The 14225-nt window shown below is 50.2% G+C and carries 9 protein-coding genes; 6 read left to right on the top strand and 3 right to left on the bottom strand.

Annotated features, from left to right (window positions below; all coding sequences use genetic code 11):
- The first annotated feature begins 108 nt into the window (after nucleotides 1-108).
- The 5 genes from xdhA to QNJ26_00555 all read left to right on the top strand — a co-directional run bounded on the left by xdhA (nucleotide 109) and on the right by QNJ26_00555 (nucleotide 5873).
- Entirely contained in the window at nucleotides 109-2397 is a 2289-nt protein-coding gene (xdhA, locus tag QNJ26_00575) for a xanthine dehydrogenase molybdenum-binding subunit XdhA (protein MDJ0984004.1), read from the top strand.
- Nucleotides 2398-2679: 282 nt separating this feature from the next.
- Nucleotides 2680-3558, top strand: coding sequence for a xanthine dehydrogenase FAD-binding subunit XdhB (xdhB, locus tag QNJ26_00570; GenBank protein MDJ0984003.1), 879 nt, complete (start codon nucleotides 2680-2682; stop codon nucleotides 3556-3558).
- Nucleotides 3555-4028: a xanthine dehydrogenase iron sulfur-binding subunit XdhC gene (gene xdhC, locus QNJ26_00565; GenBank protein ID MDJ0984002.1), complete on the top strand. Its 474-nt coding sequence runs from the start codon at nucleotides 3555-3557 to the stop codon at nucleotides 4026-4028. The genes xdhB and xdhC overlap by 4 nt, the downstream gene beginning before the upstream one ends.
- Nucleotides 4029-4235: 207 nt before the next feature.
- Entirely contained in the window at nucleotides 4236-4772 is a 537-nt protein-coding gene (locus tag QNJ26_00560) for a bacterioferritin (GenBank protein MDJ0984001.1), read from the top strand.
- Between the two features lie 255 nt (nucleotides 4773-5027).
- Nucleotides 5028-5873 (top strand): HDOD domain-containing protein, encoded by an 846-nt coding sequence (locus QNJ26_00555; protein ID MDJ0984000.1) that lies wholly within the window; start codon nucleotides 5028-5030, stop codon nucleotides 5871-5873.
- Nucleotides 5874-6081: 208 nt separating this feature from the next.
- On the opposite strand, the gene QNJ26_00550 is transcribed toward QNJ26_00555, so the two are convergent.
- From QNJ26_00550 to QNJ26_00540, 3 genes are all read right to left on the bottom strand, one after another.
- Nucleotides 6082-7845, bottom strand: a complete 1764-nt coding sequence (locus tag QNJ26_00550) for a formate--tetrahydrofolate ligase (protein ID MDJ0983999.1) — start codon at nucleotides 7843-7845, stop codon at nucleotides 6082-6084.
- Nucleotides 7846-8102: 257 nt separating this feature from the next.
- The gene (locus QNJ26_00545; GenBank protein MDJ0983998.1) at nucleotides 8103-10079 is read right to left on the bottom strand and encodes an ABC transporter ATP-binding protein; all 1977 of its coding nucleotides are present in this window, start codon (nucleotides 10077-10079) and stop codon (nucleotides 8103-8105) included.
- Nucleotides 10069-11823 carry an ABC transporter ATP-binding protein gene (locus QNJ26_00540; GenBank protein ID MDJ0983997.1) on the bottom strand — a complete coding sequence of 585 codons (1755 nt, stop codon included), beginning with the start codon at nucleotides 11821-11823 and terminating at the stop codon, nucleotides 10069-10071. Before QNJ26_00540 ends, QNJ26_00545 begins: the two co-directional genes overlap by 11 nt.
- A gap of 100 nt (nucleotides 11824-11923) precedes the next feature.
- Here QNJ26_00540 and QNJ26_00535 point away from each other — a divergent pair, with 100 nt between their 5' ends.
- A complete protein-coding gene (locus QNJ26_00535; GenBank protein MDJ0983996.1) occupies nucleotides 11924-13921 on the top strand; it encodes a ribonuclease catalytic domain-containing protein in 1998 nt (665 codons plus the stop codon).
- The last annotated feature ends 304 nt before the right edge of the window (nucleotides 13922-14225 follow it).

The following is a 14225-nucleotide window of genomic DNA, read 5'->3' as shown; positions in this document are numbered from 1 at the left end:
GAAAACAGCATCAGAATTTTTCTCTGTGGGCTTTGTGAACTCTGTGGTGAATAATAAGTATTTGATTTCATAGATTACGCCAGGAATATTATAGAAAGAGAGGCGGCAATGGCAATTGGCAAATCTGTTAAACGGGTCGATGCGGTGGCGAAGGTAACCGGCCGAGCTAAGTATACCGACGACTTTTACATGCCCGGCATGTTGGTGGCCAAATATTTACGCAGCACCATGGCTCATGGCCGTGTGAAAAAAATTGATACCCGCAAAGCAAGAGAGCTCCCCGGGGTGGAAGCCGTATTCACGTATGAAGATGTTCCCAAAAGCCTTTATGCCACTGCCGGCCATCCATACTCACTGGATCCGGCCCACAAGGACGTCGAAGACCGCCTGCTGCTCACCGAGCATGTCCGCTACTGGGGTGATGAAATCGCCATCGTGGTGGCCGAAAACAATATTGTTTTGCAAGAGGCACTTAAGCTGATCGAGGTGGAATACGAGACCTATGAGCCCCTGGTCGATCCGCAGACCTCGCTGGCGAAAGGCGCACGCGAGATTCATGCTGGATCCAAGAATGTGATTGGTGAGTCTGAATATACCGTGGGCGGCAAAATCGAAGATGCTCTTAGTCGTGCCGACATTACCCTGGACAACCAATACCGTACACAGATGTGCCAGCACTGCCATATCGAAAATCATATTGCCTATGCTTACATGGATGACCTGGAGCACATCGTTGTGGTGTCATCGACCCAAATTCCACACATTGCCAGAAGAATCGTCGGTGAGGCTTTAGACATACCGTGGGGGCGAATCCGAATTGTTAAACCCTATATCGGTGGCGGATTCGGTGCCAAACAGGATGTCATTCTTGAACCCATGGTGGCTTTTCTAACCTTGAAATTGGATGGACGACCGGTCAAGATCGATCTGTCTCGTGAAGAGTGTATGATCGGCACCCGAACGCGTCACCCCTTTGACATAAAGATGCGCGCCGGCGCCAATCAAGATGGAACCCTGGTGGCGCTGGAAATAGATGCAGTGGCCAATACGGGTGCCTATGCATCTCACGGGCATTCGGTAGCCGGTGCCGCCGGTTCAAAATCCCGCTCGCTTTATCCGCGGGCGGCCATGCACTATCACGCTAAAACCGTCTATACCAATACGCCGACCGCCGGCGCCATGAGGGCCTACGGGGCGCCGCAGGTCATCTTTGCCGTGGAGTGCATCGTTGAAGAGGCGGCCCGTAAAATCGGGATGGATCCGGTGGCCTTTCGAGTGCAAAACGTTGCGCGGCAGGGCGATGCGGATCCGTTAACCGGTGAGCGCTTTGAAAGCTGCGGTCTAATCGAATGCCTCCAAAAGGGCAAAGACCTGATTGACTGGGATAAAAAGCGGGCGGCTTGGCGCAAAAAACAGACCGGGCCGCTGCGGCACGGCCTGGGTGTGGCCTGTTTTAGCTATGCCTCCGGTACCTATCCGGCCTGCCTGGAAATTGCCGGAGCGCGCATCATTCTCAACCAGGATGCCTCTTTGCATATTCAGGTGGGCGCCACCGAAATCGGGCAGGGTCTGGATACGATTGTGGCCCAGATGGCTGCCGAGACGGTAGGTGTGCCATATGCGGTTGTGCATGTGGTCTCCACCCAGGACACGGACGTGGCCCCCTTTGATACCGGCGCTTATGCCTCGCGCCAGGCCTATGTGGCCAGCAACGCCGTGTTCCGGGCGGCGCGAGAGCTAAAAGCCAAAATCCTTGAACACGCCGGCCGGGTAACCGGAATCCTGGGCGGGGAGCTCGACATTCTAAACGGAGATATTGTGGATCGCAAAGACCCCGCACGCAAGGTTATTGCGCTCAAAGAAGTGGCGCTGGACGCTTATTACGACAAGCAGCACGGCGGTCAGTTAACCGCAGATGTCTCTCACAAAACCTGCACCAACGCGCCGACTTTCGGCTGCACCTTTGTTGAAATCGAGGTGGATATACCTTTGTGCAAAGTGGAGATAAAAGAAATTTACAACGTGCATGATTCCGGTGTTATCCTGCACCCCGTGATGGCAAAAGGCCAGGTGCACGGCGGGGTGGCCATGGGCATCGCTGCCGGGCTTTATGAGGAGATGAAGATCGATTCTGAAACCGGCAAGATATACAATAATAATTTTCTGGATTATAAAATACCCACGGTTGTGGATGTGCCGGACATTGGCTGTGAGTTTGTCGAAACCTATGAGCCGTCATCCGGTTACGGCAACAAGGCGTTAGGCGAGCCGCCGATTATTTCACCGCCACCGGCGATTCGCAATGCCATCTATGACGCCACCGGCATTGCCATCAATGAGCTGCCCATGACGCCGCATACGCTGTTTCGGTATTTTAAAAAAGCCGGGTTGATTTGACTATGATATCAACGCCCGCTTCGCTCAAGGCGCAGAGATCGCAGAGAAGGCTCTTTTTCCTTTGTCGTTGAGAGGACGACAAAGGAAAACCACTTAGCAGCTGCGCTGCAAAATAATAAAAACTAGGCTTCTGAGATTTTAGGAAGCTTATCATCACAGCCCGTAGAGCTTGATGATTTTCGCTTTTCGGCGTCTCAGCGAAAAGCGAAAAAATAAAAAAACTCAGCGTCCTCTGCGTCTCTGCGGTGAACAAAATCAAATTCATCCTAAAAAGGAGAGTGAATGTTTAATTTTAAGAGCTATTCCAAGGCCGGCAGTGTTCAAGAGGCGATTCAGCTCTTAGAGCAAAATCCCGCGGCGCATCTGATTGCCGGTGGCACCGATATGCTGGTCAAACTGCACAAGGGCAAAGCGCAGTTTGATCACCTGGTGGATATTCACGATATCGCCGAGCTCAATTATATCACCCAAAACGATGCGGGCGATATCATCATTGGACCTCTGGCGTGCTTTACGCATGTGGCTGAATCCGAGTTGATTTGCAAGCACATACCGGTCTTAGCCGAAGCCGTCCTTACCATCGGCGGGCCTCAGGTTCGAAACATGGCAACCATCGGCGGTAATCTATGCAACGGTGTGCCCAGTGCCGACAGCGCCACACCCCTGATCGCCCTTAATGCCACTGTGACCATTGACGGTGGAAATGGTTCCCGCCAAATGCCTTTGGAATCATTTTTTCTGGGTCCCAGCCAGGTGGCGGTCAAACAACATGAAATACTGACCGCGATTACCATTACCCGGGACAACTATACTGGCTATTTTGGGCATTTTCATAAGTATGCCATGCGGGATGCTATGGATATTTCCACCATCGGCTGTTCAGCGGTTTGCAAGATTAAAGATGGCATCCTACAAGACCTTCGGCTGGCCTTTGGGGTGGCCGCACCTGTTCCCATTCGCTGCAAAGGGACTGAAGATAAAGTTCGGGGCCGGAAGATCACATCGAAACTGTTGGATGATATTGCCACGGCTGTGCCGGCTGATGTTCGCCCGCGGACATCCTGGCGGGCGGCCAAGGAATTCCGGCTGCAAATCATCACCACTCTGGCCCAGCGGGTTGTGGAGCAGGCAGTATTGAAGGCGGGAGGAATCATACAGTGAATCATAAAATTACCCTTACGGTAAACGGTAAGCCAAAAGAAATCAGCGTTGATGTACGACAATCTTTGCTGGAAGTCCTACGGGAACAGATAGGACTGCTGAGCGTCAAGCAGGGATGTGCTGTGGGTGAATGCGGCGCCTGTACGGTTTTAATCGATGATGTGCCCATCGATGCCTGCCTGTATCTGGCGGTTTGGGCCGACGGCAAGTCCATTCGCACGGTGGAGGGCGAAAGCCGCGACGATAAACTATCCCGGGTGCAACAAAGCTTTGTGGATGAAGGTGCGGTGCAGTGTGGCATTTGTACACCCGGATTTGTAATGGCGGCCACATCATTGGTCGAAAAACACAAGCAGCAAAAAGTCAGCCGCTATGAGATCCGGCGCGGTCTGGCCGGCAACCTTTGCCGCTGCACGGGTTATGACACGATCGTAAGCGCCGTGCAAAAATGTCTGGATGATGACGATTAATCGTCAGTTTCCCGCAAATGACTTGCTGCCCAGGAACGCGCTTTACTATTCGAATTTGAGCTCCGCAATAGTCAACTCGATTTGACAATTCTTTCGACCATATTATGTTAAATTAAACTGTTTCTATGCGGATTGACCCTGCCAAACATAAAACCTTAAACCTGGCGTCATTGGCTGCTAAAGATCGCCTTTTATCGGAGGTAAATTATGGCAAAAGTTTCTAAAGAGAAAAGAACCAAAAAAGTCATTGAGGTGTTGAACAAGGCCCGTGCCATGGAGTTGCAAGCGATACATCAGTACATGAACCAACATTATAACCTGGACGACCTCGACTATGGAGAGCTGGCGGCAAAAGTAAAGCTGATTGCCATCGATGAAATGCGACACGCCGAGCATTTTGCCGAGCGGATTAAAGAGCTGGGCGGCGAACCCGTTGCAGGGCATGACGGCAGCGTTAAAAAAGGTCAGGCGGTCGAAGGTATTTTCCCATTTGACGCCAATCTGGAGGATGACACCATTGATGTGTATAATCAGTTCCTTCTGGTTTGTCGCGAAAATGGAGACAGCGTCAGTATGAAGTTATTTGAAGAAATCATTGAGGAAGAGCAGGCCCATTATAATTATTTTGATAGTGTTGACCATCATATCAAAAAACTGGGAGATACGTATCTTGCTAAAATTGCCGGGACACCATCATCCACAGGGCTGGGACCCAGTGGATTTGCTGTATCCGAAGACGGATAATAAAATTAATAATATTAGACAGTTAAAGATTCTGTGCAAAGATCGAGAAATCCTTAGGATGACTCGATCTTTTTTTTGAAATTTTTGAACTTACCAATTACCATCCGCAACTTGTCGTGGCAGCATACCACCATGACCTTCAGAAACGCCATATCTTCTGAAAACGCCCAATTTCCTTAAGATTTTCATCCGTTGACCGATATACTCCTTATACCATTGCGATCCAAATGAGACCACCTCGGGGGAGGGTAATCTGTGACAAACCGAAAGATTTACCGCATTGCACTGAAAGTTGAAGCTTTCCCAGGCATGCCAACCACGGCAGCCAAACTGCTTCCCCTTCTGGACAATGCCGACTCAACCGCATCAGAAATTGAAAGCATCCTAAAATATGATCCGGGATTGACCGCCAATATTTTAAAATTGACCAACTCAGCCTATTTTGGCATCCCTACCCGCATCAGTTCGGTTAAGCAGGCCATCGTTTTGTTGGGTTGGAAGCGACTCTTGCAGGTGGTGACGACCATCTGCATGAGTCCGCTGATGAATAAAACGATCCCCGGATACGATCTTCCCAGAGGAGCCCTCTGGCAGCATTCGGTGGCCGTATCGGTGGCAGCAGAGATTCTGGTTAAAGAGCTGAAAATACCCGACGCCGATGAAGTTTTTACCGCGGCGCTGTTGCATGACGTGGGCAAATTAATTCTGGGCGGGTTTGTCAAAGAAGATCTGCAAAATATCGAAGACATGGTAACCAAAGGCATTGCCTTCGACGTGGCAGAATCCATGGTACTGGGAACCAACCATGCTGAAATCGGCGGCCAGATATTGGATAAATGGTCTTTTCCATCAGATCTGGTCAGTGCGGTTCAGTGGCACCATGATCCGGAATCCTGCGAGGAACATTGCAATCTGAGCGACATTGTGCACGTGGCCAACACCATGGGCATCATGACCGGTTTTGGAAAAATCGATCAGGATCTTGCTTTGGAGCACTTCGGACCGGTAGCGGATCGACTGGGGCTGGCACCTGAAAATCTCGAAAAAATGGCCCAACAAACAGCGACGTATGTCAAGAAACTGATGACCACCTGGAACTAAATCAAGTCAGCTTCAAACTCACTGTGTTCCATGCTGCGAATCACGCTGCCAGTCGGCAGAAGCCAGATAACAAAACCATAGAAATTCCCCCGCCGCGCCGTAGCATTTGCGAAGGTGGGTGACCGTTGATCCCTGAACCTTTGAAAAAAAATGGGGCCTGGAAAGTGTTACCAGGCCCCATTGTTTTTTAGGGTTTATATGGGCCGAATTAGAACAATCCGGACACCTGTCCGGTATTGACGTCAACATCCACCCGTCTGAAAGCCGGGTCGGAGCCGGTGCCGGGCATCAGGCTGATGGTGCCGGCGCAGGGGCACAGAAATTTGGCGCCGGAATAAATCAGCACGTCCCGCACGGGCAGCGTCCAGCCTTTGGGCGCACCCTTGAGCGTCGGGTCGTGGCTCAGGCTCAGGTGGGTTTTGACCATCATGGTTGTAAAGTCGGCGTACTTGGGGTCGTCCTCGAGCATTTTGGCCTTGGCCTCGGCTTCTGGAGTCCAGGCCACACCGTCGGCACCGTAGACTTCTTTGGCGATGATGTCGACGCGGTCGCGCAGTTTCATCTCCAGCGGATAGAGGAATTTGAAGTCGTTTTCCTCTTCACAGGCTTCGACCACGGCATCGGCAAATTCCAGGGCGCCGTCGCCACCCAGCTCCCAGTGCTTGGACTCAGCACAGCGGGCACCGGCCGCCTCAGCTGCTGCACGCACCACCTTACATTCTTCATCCGTATCGGTGTAGAAGCGGTTGATACAAACCACCGGGTTGATGCCGGCCTTACGGATGGTGTTGATGTGATGCACCATGTTCACGCAGCCTTTTTCAACCATTCCGACGTTTTCTTTGGTGTATTCTTCCGGCATGGCGATGCCCGGCGTCACTTTGGGGCCGCCGCCGTGGCTCTTCAGCGCGCGGATGGTGGTGGTCAATACGGATACATGCGGTTTCAAACCGCTGAAGCGGGATTTGACGTTCCAGAATTTTTCGAAGCCGATATCAGCACCGAAACCCGACTCGGTGACATGGTAGTCGAACAGTTTCAGGCCGACGCGGTCGGCGATAATCGAAGACTGACCGACGGCGATATTGGCGAACGGTCCGGCATGCACCATGCAGGGGTTGTATTCGGCGGTGCACATCATGGTGGGGTTGATGGTGTTGCGCATAAAAGCGGTCATGGCGTTGCCGCATTCCAGATCGCCCGTCGTGATGGGCTTGCCGCTCTTATCGAAGGCCACTGTGATGTTGTTGAGCCGTTCTTTGAGGTCGGCCAGATCGCGGATAATCGACAGAATGGCCATGCACTCAGAGCCCACGGCGATCCCGAACTTGGACTGCATGGTGAATCCGTCGAAGCGGCCCCCGATACCGATAATGATGTTGCGCAGGGCCTGGGCACAGAAGTCGATGATCCAGCCCATCTCCACACGAGTGGGATCGATGTTCAGGCGCGCCATGCGCGTCAAGCGGTCCAGTTGTTCATCGGAGTAGTTGCGCTCATGCTGCATGCGCGCGGTCAAGGCCACCATTGCCAGGTTGTGGGCGTTCATGATGTCGTTGATATCACCGGTCAAACCCAGGGAAAATTCGGTCATCGGAATCAGCAGGGAGTTGCCGCCGCCGGCCGCAGTTCCCTTGACATTCATGGTGGGCCCACCGGAGGGCTGACGCAGCGCGCCGCCCACATTCTTGCCGCGCTTGCCGAGACCTTCCATCAAACCGCAGGAGGTGGTGCTTTTGCCCTCTCCGAGCGGGGTCGGTGTGATGGCGGTCACCTCAATGTATTTGCCGTCCGGCTTGTCTTTGAGCCGGTCGATAATTTTAAGAAAATCGAGTTTCGCCAGTCGGCCCATCGGAAGAATTTCATTCTTCTCAAGACCCAATTTTTCCTGCCATTCTTCCGGTGTCGGCATGTTCTTTTCTGCCGCCTCCGAAATTTGCCAGTCTGCCATCTTTACTGCATCATAAGCCATCTACTTAACCCTCCTTTCCATTTGTTGATTGAGCTATTACAAAGTCGTTTCGGTCCTATAAACAGCCTAATACCGTGGTTATTTAAGACAATATGCGTGTACCATCTGACCAGGCGTTTGGCAAGAGATTTATTAAAGAAGGTTTCAGGTTTCAGGTGTCGGTAAACAGATGACAGAAAACAGAAGTCAGACATACCCCATCTTTTTCCAATCTTTATCCTCTGTCCTCTGTCGTCTGACCTCTGTGAACTGAGACCTTAGCTGTGCAGCTGATTGAGTTGAAAATAGAACCCTTGTCGGGCCATTAATTCTGCATGCGTTCCGGTTTCAACGATACGGCCTCTGTTCATGACGATGATTCGGTCGGCGTGGCGCACGGTTGACAAGCGATGGGCTACTACCAATGCGGTCCTGCCCTTCATCAATTTTTCAAGGGCCTGTTGAATCCATAGCTCAGTTTGCGAATCAATGTAAGAGGTGGCTTCGTCGAATAATATCAGCTGCGGATTTCTGGCAAATGCCCGCGCAATCGATATCAGCTGCCGCTCGCCGCTCGAAAGGGAAATTCCCCCTCCAGAAAGGACGGTGTCCAGTCCGTCAGGTAATCTTTGAATCAGGCGGGTGCAGTTGGCCGCTTCAATGACCTCCTGCATTTGCTCATCGGTTAAGCGATGGGTATTGTCAAATATATTTTCGCGGATGGTGCCGCTAAACAGAAACGGCTCTTGCATCACCAGAGCCATCTTGTGGCGAAACTCAGTTGGATCCAATTCTACGATATCGACATTGTTGATCAGTATACGGCCGGCAGTGGGATCGTAAAACCTGGGAATCAGGTTCACCAGTGATGTTTTACCGGCACCTGTCGGGCCGACCACCGCCACCGTGTCACCAGCTTTAATTTGCAAAGAGATGTTTTTAAGCACTTTTTCATCACTGATATAGCTAAAGGAAACCGCATCCAGTCGCACTTCATGGATGCGATCCAGACCCGCTGCATCCGGCCGAACACGATCTTTTGGCAGGGTGTTTTGCGTGTCCAAGATCAACAATATCCGTTCAGCCGAGGACATCGCATTTTGCAGAATATTATATTTTTCAGCCAGATCCCGAATCGGTCTGAAAAACATTTTGATATAGGATAAAAAAGCTACCAGGGTCCCTAAACTTAGCGATTCTTCCAGCACCCGACCGCCGCCATAGAAAATCACCACGGCGATGGCGATTACCCCCATCAGTTCAATGATGGGCATAAAGATGGCCAGGACATGGATTTGGCGCATACCGGCCATATAATTTTCGTGATTTAGCTGTCTGAACTTTTGGTAGTTTTTTGATTCCTGGACAAACAGCTGAATCACACCAATACCTTCGATGGTTTCTGCAAAACGAGTGTTGATCTCAGCCAATTTGATGCGCAGCGTCCGGAAAACGTCCCGGGCTTTTACGGAAAATACGGCCGAAGCGTAAACCACGATGGGCAGGACCGTAAACGTTGCTAGGGCAAGCTTCCAATTGAGGGCCAGCATAATGGTGGCAATACCGATCAGCAAAAAGATGTCCTTAAACACCAGTGAAATGACCGAGGTAAATAATTCATGCATGTTCTGGACATCATTTGTCAATCGGGTGACCAAACGACCTACCGGATTGCGTGTGAAAAATTCAATCGCCAGGTTTTGTACATGCGTAAAGAGCTTCATCCTTAGATCGTGCATGATCATGTGACCGCAATATTCCATGATCATTTTCTGGCTAAAGTTGAGAATGAAATTAAAAAAGACGATGGCCAGAAAGATGAGCGCCATTTTACCCAGACCGGCCACATCATTTTGACGCAATGCTTTCAGATCGGATTTCTCGAGCTGTCCCAAAGCATCGATCGGAATCAGGGCCGTTTGGCCCTGCAGTTGGAACAAGGCGCTGTATTTTTGAACGATCTCCCTCTGAACGGCATCCGTTAGATCAGCCTTCAAATAGCGGGCGCGGGTCCCGTCGGTCTGCGATGGGGTTGTTCTCATCGGGGCTGCTTGCGGAACGATATAGCGGTCAATGGCGACTTTGGTCACATAAGGCAGTGCCAAATCCAAGGCGGTTATGCCCAATACCAGCAAAATGGAGTAGAGGATGAGGTGCCGGTAAGCCCGCACAAACGGCAACAATCTTCTCATCAGTTTGAGGTCATAGGGTTTGCCCAGCTGTGTTTCCTCAAAATATCCGTAATCAGGATGCATTCAGGTCCTCTTCCAATTCCTGCAAATGAAATGCTCTGGCGTAATATCGATCGGTTGCGACCAAATCCTGGTGGGTGCCCTGCTCGATAATGCGTCCCTGCTCGAGGGCGATGATCTGGTCCGCAAAACGAACGGCGGAAATGCGATGGGATACGATGATGATCGTTTTTTGGCCGATCATTGATTTGAGCGTTTCGATGATGGCTTTTCCGGTAGCCAGATCCACCTGGCTAATGGGGTCATCCAAAATTAATATGCCGGCATCCTGGTTGAATACCCGCGCCAGGGCAATACGTTGTTTTTGACCGCCGGATAGAATCACGCCTTTTTCACCGACCAGTGTGTCATAGTTATTGGGAAATGCCTGGATCGTATCGTAAACGGCAGCTTTCTGGGTCACCTTCTGCAGCCGGGATTCGGACGTCGCCAGATGGTCAAAAGTGATATTTTCCCTGACGGTTCCGGCAAACAAAAAGGGCTCTTGGGGCATGAAGGCGATCTGTGATCTTAAACTGCCAATTTTCAGCGATCGGATGTCATGGCCGTCAATCTGGATGCTGCCGCCGGACACCTCATATCGTCTGGGTATCAGATTCACCAGGGTTGTTTTACCGCTGCCCGGCGGGCCGACAATACCGAGAACGGTTCCGGGCTCAATTATCAGCGATATCCCCGAAAGTGCCGCCGGGCTGTGGTTACCATTCGGTGCATATGAGAAATCAACGCTATCAAAGACAATGCGACCGTCAAACCGATCGAGCTCCTTGGCACCCTTAAGATCCTTTATTTCAGGACGGGTCTTTAGAATTTGATTTAAGCGATCCAGTGAAGCGCGCCCTCTTTGAATCAAGTTGGTTACCCAACCAAGGGCCATCATCGGCCAGGTCAATAGCGCCAAATAGCTGATGAAGGCCACAAAGTCTCCGGGTGTGATGGTCTGAGCGATCGTCTGGCGTCCACCCAGATACAGTACGATGGCCAAACTCAAATTGGTAAACAGCAACATCATCGGAAAAAAGGAACCCACAATTTTGACCAGACCCAGGTTCTCTTTGACATAGTCTCGTGAGACGCTTTCTACCCGGGCGGCTGCTTTTTGCTTATGGTTGTGGGCTTTGATAATGCGAATACCGGCGAAACGTTCTCGAATGACCTCGGTTAAGTCAGCAAAGGTGGCTTGAACACGCTGATAGCGCTGGTGCATTTGTTTGCTGAAAATTTTGGTCGCGATGGTAATCAACGGCATGGGGATCAGGACAAAAAGGGTCAAGGTAACATTGATGTAGAGCATAAATCCAATCGCGGCTGCACCCAATACAACGGCATCATTTAATGCCACCATTCCCATTCCGGTGGCCATTCGGACCTGTTGAATATCATTGGTGGCATGGGCCATTAAATCGCCGGTCTGAGTCTTATCAAAATAAGAGGCAGACAGCGTCTGGATATGGGTAAACAGACGGTTACGCAATCCCTCTTCAACGCGTCGCGATGTTCCCAGCAAGCAACGCCGCCACACATAACGAAATATGCCAATCCAAATGGCAATCACGGCCATATAAACCGCATAGCGCATCAGCTGGCCCACGTCGATTTGCAAAACGGTCAGCCCATCTACGGCCCATTTGATAATGCGCGGTATAAACAGCTGCAGCACGTCAACGATAATTAAGCTGAACAGACCGATGGCAATTTTCCAGCGATTTTCTCTAAAATAAGGCTTGATGAGAGTAATGGTTTTCATGCAGCGTGACGTCAAACGGTTATTTATTATAACAATCTGAAAATAAACAAAATTCTATCTTTCGTTGACTTCGTCGGTGTCGGTTGTTATTGTAAATTTTATGGAATCAGGATGTATTGTTGAATATATTGACCGCCAGAAAATAACGTGCGCCGTGGTTCTTGAAGTCAAGAATCAGCGGCTACGCTTGTTAACCGAAAACAATCGCGAGGTCAACCTTTCCCGCAAACGATTGCTGCACCATGATAAAATGCGTCTCGATCTCACATTGGGCAGAGATCAAATGGTTGAGACCTTGAAGCAAGTTGTTCGCAAACGCGAACAATTGATTGACCATATTGATATCCGTGATCTGTGGGAAGTGCTCAACACAGAGCAGAACTGGATCGATCTGAGGACCATGACCGAATTCTGCTTTCCGGAAAGCGCCTCAGGTGACCATGAAGCAGCGGTGATGCGCGCTTTATTTAATGATCGGCTGTATTTTAAATTTAACCCCGATGGTTTCCGGCCCAACTCCGAAAAACAGGTCGAGCTGCTCGCTGCCCAACGCAAACAGGCCGAGCGAAAACGCAAACTGATTGAAAGCGGGGGCAGCTGGCTTAAGTGGATGTTAAACTCGGACCCATCCAAGGTGCCTTCCTTTGCAGATGCAGATACCCAGGAATTTAGCGACATTTTAAGATCTTATTATCTTTTTGGCAAAGATAGCAATGATTATACAATTGCCAAGGCCATGGCGGCCAAAGCCGGTGTTGAGCGCATCGAGGAGATTTTTCGGGTCCTGGTGAAGCTGGGTGTGTTTGATGAAAATGAAAATATTGAATTGTTGCGCTGCCAGGTATCGGCTGGATTTTCGGAAATGGTGTTGACGCGTGCGGCGCAGATTGTCAGCGCAAACCCGGTGCTTTCCGCTGCACCAGAGCGCAGCGATCTGACCGATATGTCCCTGATGACCATCGATGGCCAGGGAACCCTGGATTTCGATGATGCCATCAGCATTGAAACAACTGCTGATGGATTTCGACTGGGTGTTCACATCGCCGATGTAGGCCATTTTATACCCAAAAAGGATGTGGTTGACCAGGAAGCGCTATCGCGCGGCAGCTCCATTTACATGCCGGATCTTAAGATATCCATGCTGCCGTCGGTTCTAGCGGAAGGTCTTTGCAGCTTGAAAGCCGGCGAGCTGCGCCCGGCCATCAGCATTATGATTGGATTGAGCCCGCAAGCTGAGGTCTTGAACTATGAAATTATACAAAGTTTGATAAAGGTCAAAGATCAGCTGACCTATTTTGATGTTAATAGTGCCGCAGATGAGAGTCAGGATATACGCATTTTGCGCGATATTGCCCAGAGATTTCGCCAAAAAAGACTGGATGATGGGGCTGTTCAAATTACGGTGCCGGAAATCAGCATCTGGGTCAATGAGCACCGGGAAGTTTCTGTAAACCAAGTTAATCGGGAAAGTCCGGGCAGAATGCTGGTTTCAGAGCTAATGATCATGGCCAACTGGTTAATGGCCAATTATTTAAAAGAACGCCAAATACCCGCCATTTTCAGGTCGCAGCGCAAGCCCCGAGAACGCTTATACAAGAAAAATGCCGGTACGCTTTTTCAAAACTGGATGCAGCGCAGACTCCTTAGCCGTTTTGTTTTGGATGCCAAACCGGATACCCATTCGGGTCTGGGACTGGATGCTTATATCACGGCAACCTCGCCCATTCGGAAATATTCGGATTTAACCAATCAGCGCCAGATTAGAGCCGCGTTGGGGCTGGAAACAGCTTATACCGCCGAAGAAATCGCGGATATCATTAAATCCCTTGAGTTGCCCATGAGCCATGTCGGCCGTTTTCAATACACCCGCCATAGATATTGGCTCTTAAAATATCTTGAAAATCAAATCGGGCAAAAAGAAGAGGCCATCGTTTTGCATCGGGCCCGCCGAAATTACCAGATCCTGTTGAACCATTACATGTTGGAGTGCGATTTGCCTATATCGAGCGGCATCGAGTTAAAACCGGAAGATTTGATCCAGGTGACGATTCAGCGGGTTAGTGCTAGGCAAGACATCATCCAAGTGGCCATCGGCTAGTACCTGAAGCTTGCATGAAAATTAATGAGAAGAAAACTAACACGAAAAGAGACCCAGTCGAGCAATTAAAAAATTAATCTAAAATACCGTAATTTTATCAAGGATGGATATCATTTTATCTCATTAATTTTCACCCTTCGGGCGAGCCGGAGGCTTCCATCTGCTGCGTTATCAAAGGCGAAGCATAGTGAACTATAGCTTCGCCCTTAAGTGCCTTGCATATGAAAGCCTCCGACGCGTGCAAACTTCAGGGATCCATTTCCTATTTTTTATTGGGGATGAGCTAACCTTTGATATCAGCGAC

The organism is Desulfobacterales bacterium (genome assembly GCA_030066985.1).
Taxonomy (GTDB): Bacteria; Desulfobacterota; Desulfobacteria; order Desulfobacterales; family JAHEIW01; genus JAHEIW01.
The sequence above is the reverse complement of the archived record's forward strand: the minus strand, read 5'-3'. Positions and strand labels throughout refer to the sequence as shown.